This is a genomic window from Mesorhizobium sp. WSM4833, from assembly GCF_055811095.1.
Genome location: NZ_JBVVQG010000002.1, coordinates 288,932 through 307,587, shown reverse-complemented (window position 1 = coordinate 307,587; position 18,656 = coordinate 288,932). Strand labels below are relative to the sequence as shown.

General features: G+C 63.6%; 15 protein-coding genes and 1 pseudogene. 10 read left to right on the top strand and 6 right to left on the bottom strand.

What is annotated here, in order from left to right; translation table 11 throughout:
- Positions 1-15 precede the first annotated feature (15 nt).
- The 4 genes and pseudogenes from AC0L2D_RS04730 to AC0L2D_RS04715 form a co-directional block, all read right to left on the bottom strand.
- A pseudogene (locus AC0L2D_RS04730) lies at positions 16-1,909 on the bottom strand (ABC transporter ATP-binding protein).
- On the bottom strand, positions 1,909-3,768 hold the full coding sequence (locus AC0L2D_RS04725; protein ID WP_473540474.1) for an ABC transporter ATP-binding protein: 1,860 nt from the start codon (positions 3,766-3,768) through the stop codon (positions 1,909-1,911). The pseudogene AC0L2D_RS04730 and the gene AC0L2D_RS04725 overlap by 1 nt, the downstream one beginning before the upstream one ends.
- A 291-nt stretch (positions 3,769-4,059) precedes the next feature.
- A complete protein-coding gene (locus AC0L2D_RS04720; protein WP_024503942.1) occupies positions 4,060-4,476 on the bottom strand; it encodes a cupin domain-containing protein in 417 nt (138 codons plus the stop codon).
- Positions 4,477-4,680: 204 nt separating this feature from the next.
- Entirely contained in the window at positions 4,681-6,489 is a 1,809-nt protein-coding gene (locus AC0L2D_RS04715) for a dipeptide ABC transporter ATP-binding protein (protein WP_473540473.1), read from the bottom strand.
- Between the two features lie 191 nt (positions 6,490-6,680).
- Between AC0L2D_RS04715 and AC0L2D_RS04710 the strand changes: the two genes are divergently transcribed.
- The 9 genes from AC0L2D_RS04710 (at position 6,681) to AC0L2D_RS04670 (ending at position 15,047) form a co-directional block, all read left to right on the top strand.
- The gene (locus tag AC0L2D_RS04710) at positions 6,681-8,039 is read left to right on the top strand and encodes an LLM class flavin-dependent oxidoreductase (RefSeq protein WP_473540472.1); all 1,359 of its coding nucleotides are present in this window, start codon (positions 6,681-6,683) and stop codon (positions 8,037-8,039) included.
- A gap of 14 nt (positions 8,040-8,053) precedes the next feature.
- Positions 8,054-8,830, top strand: a complete 777-nt coding sequence (locus AC0L2D_RS04705) for a DUF427 domain-containing protein (protein ID WP_473540471.1) — start codon at positions 8,054-8,056, stop codon at positions 8,828-8,830.
- Between the two features lie 35 nt (positions 8,831-8,865).
- Positions 8,866-10,503, top strand: a complete 1,638-nt coding sequence (locus tag AC0L2D_RS04700; RefSeq protein ID WP_024503938.1) for an ABC transporter substrate-binding protein — start codon at positions 8,866-8,868, stop codon at positions 10,501-10,503.
- A 7-nt stretch (positions 10,504-10,510) separates the two neighbouring features.
- Positions 10,511-11,470: an ABC transporter permease gene (locus AC0L2D_RS04695; protein ID WP_013530496.1), complete on the top strand. Its 960-nt coding sequence runs from the start codon at positions 10,511-10,513 to the stop codon at positions 11,468-11,470.
- Positions 11,467-12,354: an ABC transporter permease gene (locus AC0L2D_RS04690; RefSeq protein WP_013530497.1), complete on the top strand. Its 888-nt coding sequence runs from the start codon at positions 11,467-11,469 to the stop codon at positions 12,352-12,354. Before AC0L2D_RS04695 ends, AC0L2D_RS04690 begins: the two co-directional genes overlap by 4 nt.
- Positions 12,355-12,423: 69 nt before the next feature.
- Positions 12,424-13,446 carry an LLM class flavin-dependent oxidoreductase gene (locus tag AC0L2D_RS04685; RefSeq protein WP_063168683.1) on the top strand — a complete coding sequence of 341 codons (1,023 nt, stop codon included), beginning with the start codon at positions 12,424-12,426 and terminating at the stop codon, positions 13,444-13,446.
- Positions 13,447-13,487: 41 nt separating this feature from the next.
- Positions 13,488-14,135: a ThuA domain-containing protein gene (locus tag AC0L2D_RS04680; protein ID WP_013530499.1), complete on the top strand. Its 648-nt coding sequence runs from the start codon at positions 13,488-13,490 to the stop codon at positions 14,133-14,135.
- A 26-nt stretch (positions 14,136-14,161) separates the two neighbouring features.
- Positions 14,162-14,539 (top strand): hypothetical protein, encoded by a 378-nt coding sequence (locus tag AC0L2D_RS04675; RefSeq protein ID WP_245268615.1) that lies wholly within the window; start codon positions 14,162-14,164, stop codon positions 14,537-14,539.
- A 94-nt stretch (positions 14,540-14,633) separates the two neighbouring features.
- Positions 14,634-15,047, top strand: a complete 414-nt coding sequence (locus AC0L2D_RS04670; protein ID WP_063168681.1) for a hypothetical protein — start codon at positions 14,634-14,636, stop codon at positions 15,045-15,047.
- Positions 15,048-15,057: 10 nt separating this feature from the next.
- Here the strand turns inward: AC0L2D_RS04670 and AC0L2D_RS04665 are convergent, their stop codons facing one another.
- Entirely contained in the window at positions 15,058-17,082 is a 2,025-nt protein-coding gene (locus tag AC0L2D_RS04665) for an amidase (protein WP_473540470.1), read from the bottom strand.
- Between the two features lie 143 nt (positions 17,083-17,225).
- Between AC0L2D_RS04665 and AC0L2D_RS04660 the strand changes: the two genes are divergently transcribed.
- Positions 17,226-17,501, top strand: coding sequence for a hypothetical protein (locus AC0L2D_RS04660; protein ID WP_024503933.1), 276 nt, complete (start codon positions 17,226-17,228; stop codon positions 17,499-17,501).
- Positions 17,502-17,580: 79 nt separating this feature from the next.
- Here the strand turns inward: AC0L2D_RS04660 and AC0L2D_RS04655 are convergent, their stop codons facing one another.
- Complete coding sequence (locus tag AC0L2D_RS04655; protein WP_473540469.1) at positions 17,581-18,570, bottom strand: Gfo/Idh/MocA family protein; 990 nt, start codon at positions 18,568-18,570, stop codon at positions 17,581-17,583.
- Positions 18,571-18,656 lie beyond the last annotated feature (86 nt).

The window sequence follows — 18,656 nt, the reverse complement described above, 5'->3', positions numbered from 1 at the left end:
CGTTTGCAGGCCCAATCACGTCGCCTTGCCGACTGCCGCGTCCAGTTCCAGCTCGCCTTCGGAAATATCGTCGAACGAGGCGTAGTTCATGTTGTAGAGGCGGGCGTAGAGGCCTTTTCTTGCCATCAGCTGTTCGTGGTTGCCGCTTTCGACGATCTCGCCGTTCTGCAGCACGATGATGCGGTCGGCGCCGCGGACAGTGGCCAGACGGTGGGCGATGACCAGCCCGGTGCGGCCTTCCAGCAGCGTGATCAGCGCCTTCTGGATCAGCATCTCGGTGTAGGAATCGATGCTGGCCGTGGCTTCGTCGAGCACCAGGATCTTTGCATCCGCCACCAGCGCGCGCGCAAAGCTGATCAGCTGGCGCTGGCCCAGCGAGAGATTGCCGCCGCGCTGCTCGAGTTCGGTATCGTAGCCATCTGGCAGGTTCTCGATGAAATCGTGCGCGCCGACGGCTTGTGCGGCGCGGACCACCTCCTCGCGGCTGGCTGATGTCTTGTGGTAGCGGATGTTTTCCAGCACCGAGCCGGAAAACAGGAACGGCTCCTGCAGCACCATCGCGACCTGATCGCCGAGCGAATCCTGGGTGAGGTCACGCACATCATGGCCGCCGACCAGAACCTCACCCGACCAGACATCGTAGAAGCGGTGCACCAGCGCCATCGAGCTCGACTTGCCCGATCCGGTCGGGCCGACCAGGGCCACGGTCTCGCCCGGATTGACGCGAAAGGAGATGTTCTTCAGCACCGGCTGGTTCGGCCTATAACCGAAAGTGACGTTCCTGAACTCGACCGAGCCGTCCATATCGCGCGACAACGCGATAGCGCCTTGCCTGTCGCTGACATCGACCGGCACGTCGAGCACTTCGGAGATGCGCTGGCCCGAAGCCATGGCGCGCTGCATGACGCTGTATTGCATGGTCAGCGAGCGGATCGGGTCGAAGAAGCGCTGGATGTAGAACAGGAACGCCACCATGACACCGATGTCGAGGCTGTGCGAGAGCACCATCGACCCGCCGACGACGATGACAGTTGCCATGGCGATGCCGGTCAGCGTGTCGACGATCGGCACCATCACCTGCGCGTATTTCGCCGACCTCAAATGGGCATTGAGGTTGGCCAGCACCTTTTCGTCGTAGAGGTCGAAATTGACGTGCTGGCGCTCGAGGCTCTGCACCGTGCGCACGCCATGGATGCCTTCGGCCAGTGCGCCGTTGGCGATCGAGTTGGTTTCGTGCGCGGCCATGAAGGCGACCTTGGCGCGCGGCAGCCAGAAAAGGCGCACGATGAACAGCACCGGCATGGTCGACAGCGTCAGCAGGCCAAGCCGGAAATCGAGCCACAAAAGCACGCTGACAATGCCGAACAACAGCACGATGTCGCCTACCGACATCACCGATGTTTCGAGGAATTCCTGCATCGAATTGACGTCGCCCTGCAGGCGCGACATCAGCCGCCCGACCTCGGTCTTGTCCATGAAGCTCAGCGAGACCCGTTGCAGATGGCTGAACATGGCGCGGCGCAGGTCCGACAGCACGTTTTTCGGCCACCTTGCCGACGACGCTTTCCTGCACATAGCTGGCAGCATAGTTGATCAGGATGATCACGGCGAAAGCGCTGATCGCGGCGATCATCACCGATTGGTCGAGCTTGCCAGCCGTCATGCCGTGGTCGATGGCGTAGCGGATGACCAGCGGGATCGCCAGTTGCGTCAGCGTGAACACCAGCACCGCGGCGACTGAGATGAAAATCCGGTTCTGATACGGCCTCACGAAGCTCCAGATACGCCGCACGATGCGCGGGTCATAAGCTTTGCCGAAGACCTCTTCGTCGTCGCGGTGCGAGCCCACGACCGCCTTTGTCGGTGGCCCGCTGGTGTCTTCCTCCTCGTCGTCGGCCGGTGTCTGCATCACGCGGCTCCCGCCACGGGCCGCTCATCGTCCGGCCGCAACTGCAGGTCATGGAGCGCGCGGTAGCGTCCACCGAGCGCCAGCAACTCCTCATGCGTGCCGCGCTCGACGATCCGGCCGCCCTCGACGAACAGGATCTGGTCGGCATGCATCAGCGAACTCAGCCGGTGCGAGATGATGAGCGTCACGCGATCCCTGGCGAAGCGCTTCATGGCCGCCCGGATCCGCTGCTCGGTGCCGGCGTCGATGGCCGCGGTTGAATCGTCGAAGACCAGCACCGATGGCTGCAGCATCAGGCTGCGCGCAATGGTCAGGCGCTGCCGCTGGCCGCCGGAAAGCGAGGCGCCGCGCTCGCCGACGACCGTGGTGTAACCGGCTGGGAGGCCCATGATGTAGTTGTGCAGCTGCGCGTACTCGGCGGCTTGCCCGATGCGGGTCTCGCGCGCCCAGGGATTGCCGTAGGCGATGTTGTTCTCGATCGAGGTGGTGAACAAGAACGCGTCCTGCTGCACGACGCCGACCGCCTTGCGCAGCGATTGCAGCGTCACCTTGCGGATGTCCTGGCCGTCGATGGTGATCGAACCCGAAGTGACGTCGTAGAAACGCGGGATCAGATGCGCGATGGTCGACTTGCCGCTGCCCGGTGGGCCGACAATGCCGATGGTCTCGCCGGACCGGGCCTCGAAGGAGATGCCGGACAGTGTCGACCGGCCGCCCGCGCCCTCATAGCGAAAGCCGACATTGTCGAAGCGCAGCACGCCGTCGCTGACGACGAGATCCCTGGCGCCGGGCGCGTCCTCGATGTCGAGTTCGGCGTCGAGCAGTTCGAACAGGCGGGTGCCGCAGGTCGAGGCGCGGGCGAAGGAATTGACCATCAGCCCGAGCTGACGCACCGGCATCTGCAGGATGGTCATGAAGGTGAGGAACTGGGCCAGCGTGCCGACGCTGATCTGACCCGCGATCACCTTCTGGCCGCCGAACCAGAGCACCAGCCCCATGGCGGCGAGGAAGGAAAAATTCATGGCGCTGGTGTTCGAAACGCGGATGTCGACGCGCTGATTGGCAAGCTCCAGCGCCGACAGCTTGGCGCGGTCGAATTTTTCCAGCTCATGCCGCTGTGCCGCAAAGGCCCGCACGACGCGGATGCCGCCGAGGTTCTCATCCATCACCCGGCTCAGCACAGACAGCCGCTCCTGCAAAGTCAACCAGGTGCTGCGCAACGCCAGCTGGGTGACCGAGGACCGCCAGGCAACGAACGGCACGAAACTCAGGCTGAGCAGCCCGAGCATGAGATCGGTGCTGATCAGGAGATAGGCGCCGACGCCGATCAGCACGCCGAGCAGCACCACACGCAAAATGCCGGTGGAGAAGAACATGCGCACGCCGTCGAGATCGAGCAGGCCGAGCGTGATCAAATCGCCGGTGTGGACCCTGTCGTGGTAGGCGAAGCTCAGGCGCTGGATCTTCTCGTAGAAGGCCAGCCGCAGTTCATAGCCGGTGCGATGACCGACGGCCTCGCCATAGTAGTTCTGCGCCATGGTGAAGAGGCCGCGCAGGATCGAGACGACGAGCAGCGTCAGCGCCGTGTTCCACAGCGCCTGTTCCGCCGCAGCGCCGGCACCCGCGGCCATCACACCTTGCGCCTGGTCGATGGCGCGTCCCAGCAGGCGTGGAATGAAAAGCTGCAGCGTCGCGGCAATGAAGGTCGAGACGATGGTGATGGCGACCTGCCAGGGATGGCGCAGTGTCATGCGCACGATGCGAAGCAAGGTGCTGAGGCCCTTGCCCCAGGACGCTTCCGCGACGTGAGCAAACGATTTGCCGCGCTCCGGCGCGCTGCTGGTTGCTTGCGTGTTCAAGGAAAATATCCAAACCAATCCGGACGTTAGCCCGGACTAATAAAGCAGACTCAATGTGAGCGGTTGACTTGGCGCTATGTTACGCGGGTCTGGCTTGGCCATTCAAGAGCCAATGCCGGCATCGCACTGTGCCTGAAGGAAAGCGAACATGCGGCTGTGACCCGGCTGGCACCAGCGGCGGAATCCTGCCGATCTTGCCGAAGGGCGTTGGCCGGACGAGGCCAGCGCCCGGCTGTACGCAAGCGCCGGCCGGACGGCATGCGACCTTCCATCCGGCCGGAATCCGGTTTGCTAGGCAGGTATCAGGACGGCGATCCGATGCACGCCGACCTCCTTGCTTGTATTTGTCGCCTCGTCGGTCTTGCCTTTGGCGCAGGTGTACATGTCACCCGTCTTGAGCTTGAATTCCTTGTCGGCCTTCTTGATCGTGAACGCACCTGAAGCAATGGTGCAGACCATATCGTTGTCCATCACCATCTGAGGCGCGTGTGCGCCGGGCTGAAACACCACGTCGACAATTGCGATGCTCTTGTAGGCGGGAATGTCGGAGTTGCCGGTGCTGACCTCAACCACCCTGACACCGGGCGCAATCTCCTTGCCTTCCTTCGGGCCGTATTTCTTCGCTGATGCCGCCAGGGTGAACAGAGGCGTTATCGCGGCAGCCGTCACACCGAGAGCAATTGCAGACCTGCGATTCATGGTTTTCATCGCATCCTCCCACATGTTCGCCATGAACGAATGTGCATGGCTGAAATATATTAGCATAAACGAATGTAATTGTATGCGAGGAAGCTCCCAACCCCGGCATAGCCGCGTGAACTTGGCGGCAGCCGTCAGAGAGGTTCGTACATCGACCATCTGCTTGCCGCAAAAACCCCGCCGCGGCGGACCTTCGGACTGCTGTTGAGCCGCTCAAAAACCCTGGCCGTGCCGCCAGCAGGCGATCCGGTGGCCGGCCGCGACCTCTCGGGCCGGCGGCTCCGCCTTTCGGCAGTCGGGCAGGACCAGCGGGCAGCGGTCGGCGAAGGAGCACCCCGTATTCGGGACGCCGGCTGCCTCGATCTCGATTGGAGCGGATAGTCTCGGCGCAGCTTCGTCGGAGGACGCAGCCAAAAGCAGGGCCGTATAGGGGTGGTTGGGGCCGCGAAAAATCCGGTCGGAGGAGCCGGTTTCGACCAGGCGTCCGCGATAGAGCACGCCGATCCTGTCGGCCATGTAGCGCACCACCCTGAGGTCGTGGCTGATGAACAGATAGGTCGTGTCCTTGTCGCGCTGCAGGTCGTTGAGCAGGTTGAGAACGGTCGCCTGGACGGAGACGTCGAGCGCGGAGGTCGGTTCATCGAGCACGACGACCTTCGGCACGCCGGCGAAGGCGCGCGCGATTGCCGCCCGCTGCCGCTGGCCGCCGGACAGCGAACGCGATTTCTGCTCGGCCGTGGCGCCGGCAAGGCGAACCGATTGCAGCAGGTCGCCGACGCGGGCTCTCACCTCGCTGCGGCGCAGGCCGGCGAGCCTGCGCAGCGGGCGGCCGAGGATCGTGCCGATCCGCTGGCGCGGATTGAGCGTGCGATCCGGCGACTGGAAGACCATCTGCACGTCGCGGCGTTCAGCAAGGTTTCTCTTCTCGACGCGCGGCGCGACCGTCCTGCCGAACAGTTCGACCGATCCGGCGCTTGGCGTCTGCAGGCCGGTGACGATCCGTGCCAGGGTCGACTTGCCAGAACCGGACTCGCCGATCAGCCCGAAGGTCTCGCCCTGGCCGATGTCGAGATCGACGTGGTGCAGCACTGGCTGGCTGCCGAAGGCATGACTGATGCCTTTGCAGGCGATCGCGATGCGGCGTTCTTTTGGCAGGCCGGCGTCTTCGCCTTGGACTATTGGGTGCGCTGGCACGCCGTCCGTCTCCGCCAGTCTTCCGTCCCGCTTGGTGTAGTTGAGCGCCGGGATCGAGGCGATGAGCGCCTTGGTGTAGGCGTGAGAGGGGTTGTCGAAGACATCGCTCGCAACGCCGCTTTCGACCACGGTTCCCGCCTGCATCACCGCCACCCGGTCGCAGGAGCGGCGGATCATATTGATGTCGTGGCTGATCAGCAGGATGCTGGTTTTGTGATCCTTGCGTAAGTCGGAGAGGATGGCGATGATCTCGGACTGGACGCTGGCGTCGAGCGCCGTCGTCGGCTCATCCAGCACCAGCAGCGATGGGTCGAGCGCAATGGCAATGGCGATGTTGGCGCGCTGCTGCATGCCGCCGGAGAGTTCGTGCGGATAGAGATCCAGCACCCGCTCCGGATGGCTGACCCGGACGCGGCCGAGCAGTTCGGCGGCGCGCCCGCGCGCCTCTTCGAGGCGAACCGGGCGATGCCGCATGACCGTCTCGGTGATCTGGCGGCCGATCGTCATGCTTGGATTGAGGGCAGCACCGGGATGCTGGTAGACGGCGGCGATATGATTTCCCCTGAGCCGGCGCAGCTGCTCGGCGGAAAGGTCGCGGATTTCGCGGCCCTGGAATTCCAGCGCCGACGCAGCGATGCGGGCGTTTTTCGGCAGATAGCGCAATATGGCGAGCGCCACCGAGCTTTTGCCCGATCCCGACTCGCCAACCAGGCCGAGCGCTTCGCCTTCGCCGATGTGCAGTGACACGCCGCTGACGGCGGGATGCGATCCCTTGCGCCCGTCATAGGCCACGGACAGCTGGTCTACGTTCAGAACCGGGGAGGACATGGGGACTTGAAACCACTTTCTTCCAGCGCCGCCATCGAGGGCAATCGCTTCCGCTTTCGAAATGCATTATCTCTATAAAATTACTCGAATTAAGCCGGAGCGCAATCTACCTTTCTCGCATCAGCAGAGATTGTCGCCGTCTGCCGAGGCAGCGCGACGGTCTCCGGAGCAGATCTGGAAGGAGGCCCGGCATGGCTCGAGACCACATGATCCTCAGCGCATTCTTCTTCAACCCGCAGGGCGATCATCGGATGTCGTGGCGCCACCCGAGGGCGCCGGGGCGGGAGGTGCTGGATTTCGAATTCTACCGCGATCTCGTGCAGGCGGCCGAGCGTGCCAGGATCGACACCATCTTCGTCGCCGACCATGTATCGATCTGGGATTCGGTCAAGAGCGGCGTCTCCCATTACGCCAATGCCCGCCTTGAACCACTGACGCTGCTCTCGGCGCTGGCGGGAGTGACCAAGCATATCGGCCTGATCACCACCGCGTCGAGTTCTTATAGCGAGCCCTACAATGTGGCGCGCATTTTCGCCTCGCTTGACCATATCAGCAAGGGCAGGGCGTCGTGGAACGTCGTCACCTCGGCCATGGATGAGGAGGCGCGCAATTTCGGCCGCGACGGCAATATCGAACATGCGTTCCGCTATGAGCGCGCGGCCGAATTCCTCGATGTCGTCAAGGCGCTGTGGGACAGCTGGGAAGACGAGGCGCTGCTGATCGACAAGGCGTCTGGCTATTTCGCCGACCCCGACAAGGTCCATCCCATCGATCACAAGGGCAAGCACTTCAAGGTGCGTGGGCCGCTCAACGTCTCGCGGCCGCCGCAGGGCCATCCGCTGATCGTCCAGGCCGGTTCGTCCGAAGATGGCAAGAACTTCGCCACCGCCCAGGCCGATGCGCACTTCGCCATCTACAGCACCAAGGAGGATGGCATCAAATACCGTCAGGACATCAACGAGCGGCTGGCCCGCCACGGCAGGCGGCCGGAGAGCTTCAAGATCCTGCCCGGCATCCTGCCGATCGTCGCCGCCTCCGAAGCGGAAGGCCGGGAAAAGCAGGAATACCTGCAGACCTTGCTGCCGGATCAGGTCGGCATCGACCTTCTGTCGAGCTGGAGCGGGTTGGACCTGTCGCTGTTCCCGCCGGACGGGCCGCTGCCGCCGCTGCCGGACGAAAGCACGTTCAATGGCGGGCGCACATCGCTCAACCGGGTCAAGCAGTGGGCGAAGCAGAATCTCAGCCTGCGCGAGATCGCGCGCAAGCTCGCCAACAGCGGTTCGGTGCCGACGGTTGCCGGCACGCCGGTACAGATCGCGGACCAGTTGCAGGACTGGTTCGTTTCGGGTGCCGCTGACGGCTTCAACCTGATGTTCCCGCTGCTGCCAGAAGACTGGGTGAATTTTGCCGAACAGGTGGTGCCGGAGCTGCAGCGGCGCGGCGTCTTCCCGACCGAATACGGGCCGGGAACGCTGCGCGACCGTTTCGGCCTGGCGCGGCCCGCCAACCGCTTCGCCGAGCAGCGCGACAATGCGCGTGCCGTGTCCTGACCGGAAGAACGATCATGACCGTCGCACCAAGATTGCAGCCACGCGAAGCGACCGCGCCGCAGCTCGTCAATGTCCTGCACAGCCCCAAGCGTGTGCGCGTCAAATTCGGCGGCCGCACCATCGCCGACAGCCGCAACGTGCTGGTGCTGCGCTCCAACCATTTCCTGCCGATCTATTTCTTCCCGCCGTCAGCGGTCGACCCATCGGTGCTGAAACCTTCGCTGCATCGCGAGCCGCATCCGGTCGGTGGCGAGACCGCCTATTGGGATATCGACGGGGGCGACAGGCGCAGCGCCAACGCGGCGTGGTCGTTCGTGTCGCCGCCGGATGAAAACCTGGCGCCGCTGGCCGGCCGCATTGCATTCACCTGGAAGGCCGTCGACCAGTGGTTCGAGGAGGAAGAGGAAGTCTTCGTCCACGCCCGCGATCCCTATGCACGCATCGATGTTCTGCAAAGCTCGAGCCATTTGCAGATCTGGTTCGACGGCGAGCCGATCGCCGACAGCCACCGCCCGGTGCTGCTGTTCGAGACGCATCTGCCGACGCGTTTTTATCTGCCCGCGGAAGACATCCGGCTGGAGCGGCTGACAGCGTCCGTCACCACGACGCGATGTCCCTACAAGGGCATCGCCTCTTACTGGTCCGGCCTGCTGAGCGACGGTTCGGTGCGCCCTGATATCGCCTGGAGCTACCGGGATCCCATTGAGGAAATGCCGAAGATCAAGGGCCTCATCGCCTTCTATCCGCAGGCCGTCGAACGCATCCATCTCGACGGCGAGCCCGTCGCATAGATTTTCAATCTTCATTTCAAAGCAGGGGTTTCAAAATGACCAGACGCAGAGATATCGACGCAGTTCGCAATCTGTCGGGGGACATCTGGAATGTCGCCGTCGACGAACATCAGGGCGGCTTTCTCAAGCGCCGCGATCTCCTCAGATATGCCGCACTGCTCGGCCTGACCGGCTTTGCCGCCTCGCAGGGATTGGGAGGCGCGCGCGCCGCGGCTGCCGGCGGCGGCACGGTTCGCGTCGGGCTCGGCCAGCCGACCAAGGCGATCGATCCGGTTTCGGTCACCGATCCGGCCAGCATCGGGGTGATCAGCCAGGTCGGCGAGTATCTGATCCTCGACGATCCGAAGGATGGTCTGCAGCCGAAGCTGGCTCTGTCCTGGGAGGCCAACGAGACGGCCAGCCGCTGGACCTTCAAATTGCGGCAAGGGGTAAAATTCCACGATGGCCGCGCGGTCACCGCCAAAGACGTTGTGGCGAGCTTCGAGCGGCTGGTCGATCCGGCCAGCGGCTCGTCGGCGTTGTCCGCCTACAAGGGCATCCTGTCCAAGGGCGGCGCCAAGCTGGTCGACGACGAAACCGTCGCCTTCGATCTCGACGGTCCGAACAGCAACTTCCCGTTCTATGTCTCCTCCGACGTCTACAATGCCGTCATCCTGCCTGCCGACTATGCCGGTGATTTCGAGAAGACTTTCAACGGCACCGGTCCGTTCAAGCTCGAATCCTTCCGCCCCAAGCAAGGCGCCAGCTTCGTGCGCAATGAGAATTACTGGGGCGACAAGGCGCTGCCCGACCGGATCGAGATCAAGTTCTTCGACGACGAGCAGGCACAGGTGCTGGCTTTGCAGGCCGGCCAGCTCGACGTGATCCCAAGCACGACGCGGCTGGAGCTGGCGATCGAGGGCAATCCCAACTTCAAGCTGCTGAGCGTGCAGGCGAGCTCGCACGACCAGGTGCATCTCAGGACCGACCAGGCGCCGTTTACCGACAAGCGCATCCGCCGCGCGCTGGCGCTCACGATCGACCGAGAGGCTGTGGTCAAGGGCCTGCTCAAGGGCCGCGCCATCGTCGGCAACGACACGCCGTTCGCGCCGATCTTCCCCTCGGCCGATCCATCGGTGCCGCAGCGCAAGCAGGACATTGCCGAGGCCAAGCGGCTGCTTGGCGAGGCGGGCGTGCCCAACGGCTTCGAGGTGACGCTGACCACCGAACGCGCCTATGACATTCCCGACTATGCGGTCATCATCCAGAACTTCGCCAAGAAGGCCGGCATCGACGTCAAGCTCAATGTCCTGCCGCAGGACGCCTATTACGGCTCGGCGACGTTTGGCAGTTCGCCATGGCTGGATTCGGTGCTCGGCATCACCGACTATGGCCACCGCGGCACGCCCGACATCTTCCTCAACGCCACGCTAAAGAGTTCGGGAGCTTGGAATGCGGCACATTTCAACAACCCGGCCTATGACGCGCTGCTGCTTGACTACTCGAAGGCGCGCGACCTGCAGGCACAGCGCCTTGTTGCCCGCAAGATCCAGACCTTGCTGCTCGACGAGACGCCGGCGATCATCAGCTACTTCTCGCAATACAGCCGCATCGTCAGCTCCAAGGTCGAGGGCGTGCGCTTCACCGCAATTTCGCATCTCCTGCTCGACCGCGTTTCCTTCGTCCAGGCATGATCGCGACATGCTGACCGGTCGCATTCTGTCAGCGCGTGTGGGCACACTTGTCCTCACGCTGTGGCTGGTCAGCATTCTGGTGTTCTTCGCCGGGCAGGTCCTGCCCGGCGATGTGGGCCGTGTCATGCTCGGGCCTTTTGCCGACGCGCAAGCGGTGGCGGAACTGAACAAGCGGCTAGGCGCCGACCAGCCGGTTCTCGTCCAGTATTGGCTCTGGTTCAGCAAAGCGGTCACCGGTGACTTCGGCACCTCGCTGTCGATGCGCGGGCCGGTGGCGCCCTTCGTGCTGGAAAGCCTCAAGCGCTCCGCGGCGCTTGCCGGGATTATTTTGCTCTTCCTCGTTCCGCTTGGCGTTGGTGCCGGCGTCATCGCCGGTCTCAATGCGGGCCGCCTCATCGACCGGCTGATCGTGATGGCGGGCGTCTCCTTCGGCATTGTGCCTGATTTCGTTTCCGGCCTGATGCTGCTCATCGTTTTCGGCCTGTGGCTGAACTGGTTCCCGATCTCCGGAGTTGCGCCCGATGGCGCGGGCTTCTGGACGCATGGCTATTATCTGATCCTGCCGGCGCTGCCGCTGGTGCTGAACCTTTCCGGCTATATCGCCCGGATGACGCGAGCAGGCGTGATCGAGGCGATCGCCGCCGATTACACGCGCACCGCCGTCCTGAAAGGGCTCGAGCGGCGCGAGATCATCTTTCGGCACGTGCTGCGCAATGCGCTGACGCCGACCGTCGCGGTGCTGGCGACGCAGACCGGATACATGCTGGGTGGGCTGGTGGTGATCGAGGCGTTGTTCGGCATCCAGGGACTTGGCAATCTGGTCCTGAACGCGGCCAAGGCCCGTGATTTCCCGATGCTGGAGGCAGGCGTATTGGTGATGGCGGCCATCTTCGTGCTGTCGGCGGCGGCCGGCGACCTCTTGCTGGCGCTGCTCGATCCGCGGCAACGCCGCCGGACCTCGCCATGACGGATCTGGCCGAGTTTCCCGCACTGCAGCGCGCCGTGGCGGGCTTTTCGGCAGTGCGCCGGATTCGCAGTGCTTTCGCCGGATTGCCGCCGTCGGTCGTGGTCGGATTGCTGCTGCTTTTGTTCTGGGTCGCTTGCGCCATAGCAGGCAACCTCTTCGTTCCCTACGATCCCTATGCCGAGGATTTCCTGGCGACGCTGACGCCGCCCGATGCGCTGCACTGGTTCGGGACCGATCAGCTCGGCCGCGATGTGCTGTCCCGCATCATCGTCGGTTCGCGCGACATCCTGCTGGTTGCGCCGCTGGCGACGCTGGCCGGGGTTGCCGCCGGCAGCATTATCGGCCTGGTGCTCGGCTATTTCGAGGGCCTCACTGATGCCATCGGCGCGCGGCTGCTCGATACGCTGATGGCGTTTCCGTTCATCGTTCTCGTCACCATGACGCTGGTGGCGATCGGCCCGTCGAACCTGACCGTCATCCTGGTGATCGGCATCGCCTACGCGCCGCTGGTGGCGCGCACCGTTCGCGCCGCCGTGCGTGAGCAGAAGCAGCGCGACTATGTCAGCGCCGCGCGGCTTGGCGGTGAAGGCCCGCTCGCCATCATGTTCCTGGAGATCCTGCCCAACATCAGGGAAACGATCCTCATCGAACTCGTCACAAGGCTGGGCTACGCGTTCTTCTCGATCGCGACGCTGAGCTTTCTCGGCCTCGGCATTCAGCCGCCATCGGCCGACTGGGGACTGGCCGTCGCCGACGGCTATGGCTTCCTGACCGGCGGAAAATGGTGGGTCGTCGTCTTCAATTCCGGGGCAATCGTCTCGCTGGTGATGGCGACCAACCTGATCGCACAAGGCATTGGCGCCTTCGAGAATAGCGATGCATGAGCCTTGATCCGGGCGCCAAAAAATCTCTTTTGCATTGAAGCCTGACGCGCATCCTTATATCGCATGATTATGAAGAAAATCGGGTTCCTGTCGTTCGGGCACTGGACGCCCTCGTCGCAATCGCAAGTGCGCTCGGCTTCGGACGCGCTTTTGCAATCCATAGAGCTGGCTGTCGCCGCCGAGCAGCTGGGCGCGGACGGCGCGTATTTTCGCGTGCATCACTTCGCCCGCCAGCTCGCGTCGCCGTTCCCGCTGCTGGCGGCGGTCGGCGCCAGGACCAGCCGCATCGAGATCGGCACCGCGGTCATCGACATGCGCTACGAGAACCCGCTCTACATGGCCGAGGATGCCGGTGCCGCCGACATCATCGCCGGCGGGCGCCTGCAACTCGGCATCAGCCGTGGCTCGCCCGAGCAGGTGATCGATGGCTGGCGCCATTTTGGCTACGCGCCGCCGGAAGGGCAGAGCGACGCCGACATGGCAAGGCACCACGCCGAGGTCTTCCTCGAGACGCTGCGCGGCGAGGGGTTCGCCCAGCCCAATCCACGGCCAATGTTCCCCAACCCGCCCGGCCTCTTGCGCCTCGAGCCGCATTCGGAGGGTTTGCGCGAGCGGATCTGGTGGGGTGCGGCTACCAACGCCACGTCGGAATGGGCAGCCAAGCTCGGCATGAACCTGCAGAGCTCGACGCTCAAATTCGACGAGAGTGGCAAGCCGTTCCACATCCAGCAGGCCGAGCAGATCCGCATCTATCGCGAGGCCTGGAAGGCAGCCGGCCACAAGCGCGAGCCGCGCGTCTCGGTCAGCCGCAGCATCTTCGCGCTGGTCGACGATCGCGACCGCGCCTATTTCGGCCGCGGCAATGAGAGCCGCGACCAGATCGGCTTCATCGAGGAGAACACCAAGGCGATTTTCGGGCGCAGCTACGCGGCCGAGCCGGATGTGCTGATCAAGGAATTGGCGCAGGACGAGGCGATCGCCGAGGCGGATACGCTGTTGCTCACCGTTCCGAACCAGCTCGGCGTCGACTACAACGCGCATGTCATCGAGGCGATCCTGACCCATGTCGCTCCAGCGCTGGGCTGGCGCTGACGCCGGATCGATCAGGGCCGAGTTTTCCAGGGAGGTACACAATGCCAAAGAAGGCCTTGATCGCCTGGGGCGGCTGGGAGGGCCATACGCCGGAGCAGAGCGCGAAGCTCGTTCGCACCTTGCTTGAGCGAAACGGCTTCGACGTCACGCTGGGTGAGGGCACGGCGATGTTCGCCGGTCCGGAGCTTGCTTCCTTCGATCTCATCGTGCCTGTCATCACGATGTCGACGATCGAAAAGGCCGAGTTGCAGAACCTGACGCTTGCGGTTCGCGGGGGAAGCGGGCTCGGCGGTTTCCACGGCACGATGGGCGACAGTTTCCGCAATGAGCCTGACTATCAGTTCATGACCGGCGGCCAATGGGTGGCGCATCCCGGCAACATCATCGACTACACTGTCGCGATCACCCGGCCGGACGATCCGATCACAAAAGGCATCAGCGATTTCGCCTACCGGTCGGAGCAATATTACATGCATGTCGACCCAAGCAATGAGGTGCTGGCGACCACCACCTTCACCGACGCGCATTTTCCGGGGATAGGCGGCGTCGTCATGCCGGTCGTCTGGAAACGGCGCTATGGGGCGGGGAAGGTTTTCTACAGTTCCCTTGGTCACACGGCGGATGAGTTCGCGGTGCCGGAAATGGCGCTGATGGTGGAGCGGGGTTTGCTTTGGGCGGCGCGGGGGTAGAAGCAGGCGAAGTTCGTGAAAATCTGATGGAATTCACAGGAAATCTACGGAGATATCCAATGAACGATTCCAGTTGGTCCGCTTCCGAAAAGAAGCTCGCCCGCCACGCCTTCGATAAGGCTCTTGAGGCGGCCCTCGCAAAGACGATGGCCGAATTCAAGAGCAAGGCCAGTGCGGTGACGGTTCCCTCCCAGATGTGGGAGCTGGAAGCCTATTTGCGTGAACAGCGGCGGGATATCGATCGGACGTTCGACTACCGCTATTCGCAGCTCCTTTATGTCTTCACTCATCTCATCCGAGCAGGCTGCCTCGATGAAAAGCTGCTTGCCGGTCTGTCGCAAGACAAGCGGGATGTCATTCGGCGGGACCTTGCCTTTGCGGCGGGACGCCCGGCCAGCGGATGACGACGGCAGGGAGTGCGGCCGCGTCCCAATCCCTGCCATGCTGGAAAGCGGCCGTTGTCGTACTACCATCCCGTCACATGGCGAGGGGGATGAGATGGACCATCAGCGTACTGTTTTTCTGATCGGAGCAGGTTCCGTTGGTGACGACGAGCAAGCCGTGTTCACGCTGCACGTGAACGGCGCTGCCTGCAATCTGAAATGCAGTTATCGGGACAAGGTGATCGAGGCAGAAGAGGAAGACTTTTTCGAGGCTCTGTTCCAAATCCGTCAGGCACTCGAAGTCGATGGCCTGCTACCCTTCTGTTACGGAGCAAGCGCCAATGTTTATCCGGAAAATACCGTGATGGAGAAAAGTCGCGGATTGATAGCCTGCAAGGTGAAGACGGGGCAATTTCCGCAAGAGAGCGATCTGGTCGACATATTTGATGATGGCGTCGACGTGGTTCCGGTTTTCGTCCATATGCAGCAGGAATTTTGGGAAGAATGGCTGACTTCGCTGCCTTCCTAGCTGCTGGCGTTCATCCAATCCCGCCCGTAACCAGATAGGCGCCGGCGCTGCGCCCATCCTCCAGCCGCACAATAGCCGTCACGATCGAGCCATACGAGCCACGCCAGACGCTGTGGAACCGCTGGTGCTCTGCGGCCGGAACCAATGCCTGTCCACAGCAGCGCGCTCCGCTTCGCTGCATGGCGACAGGCTCGCCGTTGACATGCACCTTGACGCTGGCGTGTTCCGCCTCGGCGTCGATCGGCAGGTCGAGGGTGATGGTGATCTCGTCCTGATCGCCGGTCGTGCGCGTCTCGGCGGCAAGCGCGATGACGAGCGGAGGTGCCTTGCCGTTACCGGTTTGCGTGGGCCGGCGGGAAAATACATCTTCAGTCAGTTCCGGCGTGCGTGGGGGCAGGGTGCGGCGCCGGGTCGACAGTTCGTAGTCGCCGGCCATGCGCAGCAGCCTTTCGTCGTCATAGGCCTTACCGGCGAAGGTCAGGCCGACCGGCATGCCGATATCGGCCATGGTTCCCATCGGCACGGTGACGGTCGGGATGCCGAAATGGCGCCAGACCAGATTGCCGTTGGCGACCCAGGTGCCATTGCGCCAGGCAAGGGCGGCGGATGCCTCGTCGATGTCTGCATCGGCCGGTCCGACATCGGCGGCGGCGGGCAGCACCACGGCGTCGATGTCTTGGCCGTCCAGCCAGACCTCGAAATCGATCCGCCTTGTTGCTTCGAGGCCCTTCAGTCCGTCTTCCAGCGTTGGAATGTCTGCGAACGGCGTGACGCCGGACCGGGCCCGTTCCACATATTCTCTCAGATCGAAGCCGCCCTCATAGCGGTCGGGCAGCGTGCCGGGCGGCTGCGGGAAGATCTTTGGGCCGTCGACGGAGACGAGATCGGGCACGGCCGGGTCGGCATTGGCGCGCAAAAAGTCGTCCCAGCCCCAGATGCTGAGATCCCAGAGTTCGCGCTCGGCGAAGTCCTGCGGCACCAGCCCGCGCTCGACCATGGTGCGCGCCCCGGGGCGGTCGCGCTCGTAGTTGGAGACGACGGGAAAATCGACCTCGATCACCTCGGCGCCAAGCCGCTTGAGATCGGCCGCTGCCTGCTCCCACAGGGCAAGCACCGAGGCGCGGGTTTCGATCGGCGCATCGGCCTCGCTGTCGCGGCCGATATACATTCTGGGCACGCCCAGGCGCTTGCCTTTCAACGACCCCGCCAGTGCGAGATCGGTATAACGGGGCGGCCGCACATCGGAGCTTTTCGGCAGCTTGACCCAGGGCTGCGCGCGCCAGAAATCGCCTCGTGTCTCGGGATCGTCGGCGACGATCACATCGAGCAGTTCGAGCATGTCGGGCACGCTGCGCGCATGCGGCACGACGACATCCATGGTCGGCACCAGGGGCCAGTTGCCGCGCACAGAAATGACGCCGCGCGACGGCGTGTAGGCGACCAGCGCATTGTTGGTGGCCGGCGCGCGGCCGGACGACCAGGTTTCCTCGCCAAGCCCGAAGGCGCAGAAGCTGGCCGCTGTCGCCGTGCCGGAGCCATTGGACGAACCCGATGCGAAGGCGGCGGTGAGATAATCGCCATTGTACGGACTTTCGGCGCGGCCATAGACGCCGCGCTGCATGCCGCCATTGGCCATTGGCGGCATGTTGGTCAGCCCGATCAGCACCGCACCGCCGGCGCGCAGCCGGGCTATGGTGAAGGCATCCTCATTGGCAATGAGATGCTCGAAGGCCGGCGAGCCGGCGGCCACCGTCAGGCCTGCAACCTTGTAGCTGTCCTTGGCGGTGTAGGGGATGCCGTCGAGCGGTCCGAGCACGGCGCCGTTGCGGCGCCGCTGGTCGGAGGCCGCCGCCTGCTCCAACATGTCAGGGTTGAGCACCGGGACGGCATTGAGGCTGATGCCGTGCCGGTCGAAATGCGCGATGCGCCTGAGATACGCCCCGACCAGTTCGACGCTGGTGACGGTGCCGTCATCGAGCGCGCGGCGCAGTTGGTCGATCGTCGCTTCGACGAGGTGAAGGCTGGCGTCGGTCATCACGGATCCCACATTTCCACGCACCATGGATGAGCGAGGCCGCAGGCTTCGGCAAGAGCCTATCGCGGTCTTCTCGGAACTTTTGTCCGGCTGGCGGTTTTGGATGTATGGTGCGATTCCGGAATGGCCAGAAGGGTGTGCCGATGACCACGAAATGCGTTGCGATCCTAGCTCTCGCGGTTGCTACGGGCGCGAGTCTTTGCGCCCCGGCCTTGGCTGGCGACCGGCATTACGACCGCCGGGTCCACTCCGAACGCTACGTTCCCGCCGAAGGCGATCTCATCGATATCCTGTTCGGCGGTCCGCACTACTACGATCAGCAGTTGGTGACGACGGCGGCTGGCGCGTGCTCCTACCATCGCGTTGGACCCGACGCGAATGCATTGAACAAGATCAACGATCATCACTGCGGGAAATAAGGCAGTAGGGCAGTAGGGCAGTAGGGCAGTAGGGCAGTAGGGCAGTAGGGCAGTAGGGCAGTAGGGCAGAGGGAGCGCCTCAACGCTGGCCGCTCTCCTTCATACGCTCGATGATTTCGGCCATCAGCGCCAGGTCGCGGCGGGAATCGGCGAGGTCGGTCAGCGGCTTTGTTCCTTCGGCGATGTGGCGGTGGAAAATCTCGAGTTCATTCGAGAAAGCATCGCCGTAGAGAGGGCCGAAGGCTTTCGTCACCGGGCCGAGCGGGCCGGCATCGGTAACCTCCAGCCGCGTCGGCAGGCTGCGGATGTAGGGCGTGTCGTAGATGATGCGCACGCGCCTGGTGTTGGAGCGCACCTCGATCATTGCGTCGAACAGGCCGAGATCGTCGACCACCGCGTCGTAGAGACAAGCGAAATGGCCGTAGTCGAAGGTGACTGATGTGTTGGCGCCGCCATTGGTGCGGTGCGCGGCCAGCACGCGCGCCGGCTCGCCGATCAGCCCGCGCATCGCTGAAATGTGGTGCGAGGAAAGCGCCGTCAGCCCGCGATAGGCGCGCACCAGGTCGGCCGGCGCGTCGGCACCGACGACTTCGCGGATCAGCGCGTCGCGCTCCTTGGCGCCACGCGCCAGCAGGGCCGGGTCTATGTCGTTGGGATAGAGGACGTTCTGGCTCTTCTTGAGGAAATGCCGGCCCTCCGAGATCAGGTCGAAGATGCGGACATGGGTGATGTCGGCGAAGGCCGGCAGCTCGTCCCTGGCGGCCAGATATGCCGGCGCGTAGCGGCGCATATAGCCGACGAACAGGGTCTTGTCGTAGTCCGGCATCAGCGCCAGCAGATCGTCGATCTCGCGCACCGTCAGACAGGCGGGCTTTTCCAGCAGGATGTGCTTGTTGGTGGCAATCGCCGCGTGCACGAAGCGGCTGTGGGTGTCGTCGGATGACAGCACGAACACCGCGTCGATGTCGGGTGACGCTATTAGCGCCTCGGCCGTCTCGAAGGTTCTTGCCGTCGGGTGTTGCGAGGTGCACAGCGCCACCAGGCTGGGCGACACGTCGTACACGCCCATGCCGACGGTTGCGCATGTTTTATAAAAAATTTACACGCGTCAAGATTTAAAATGTGCGTAGCGATTTTTGACTGCGCGCCCTGCGG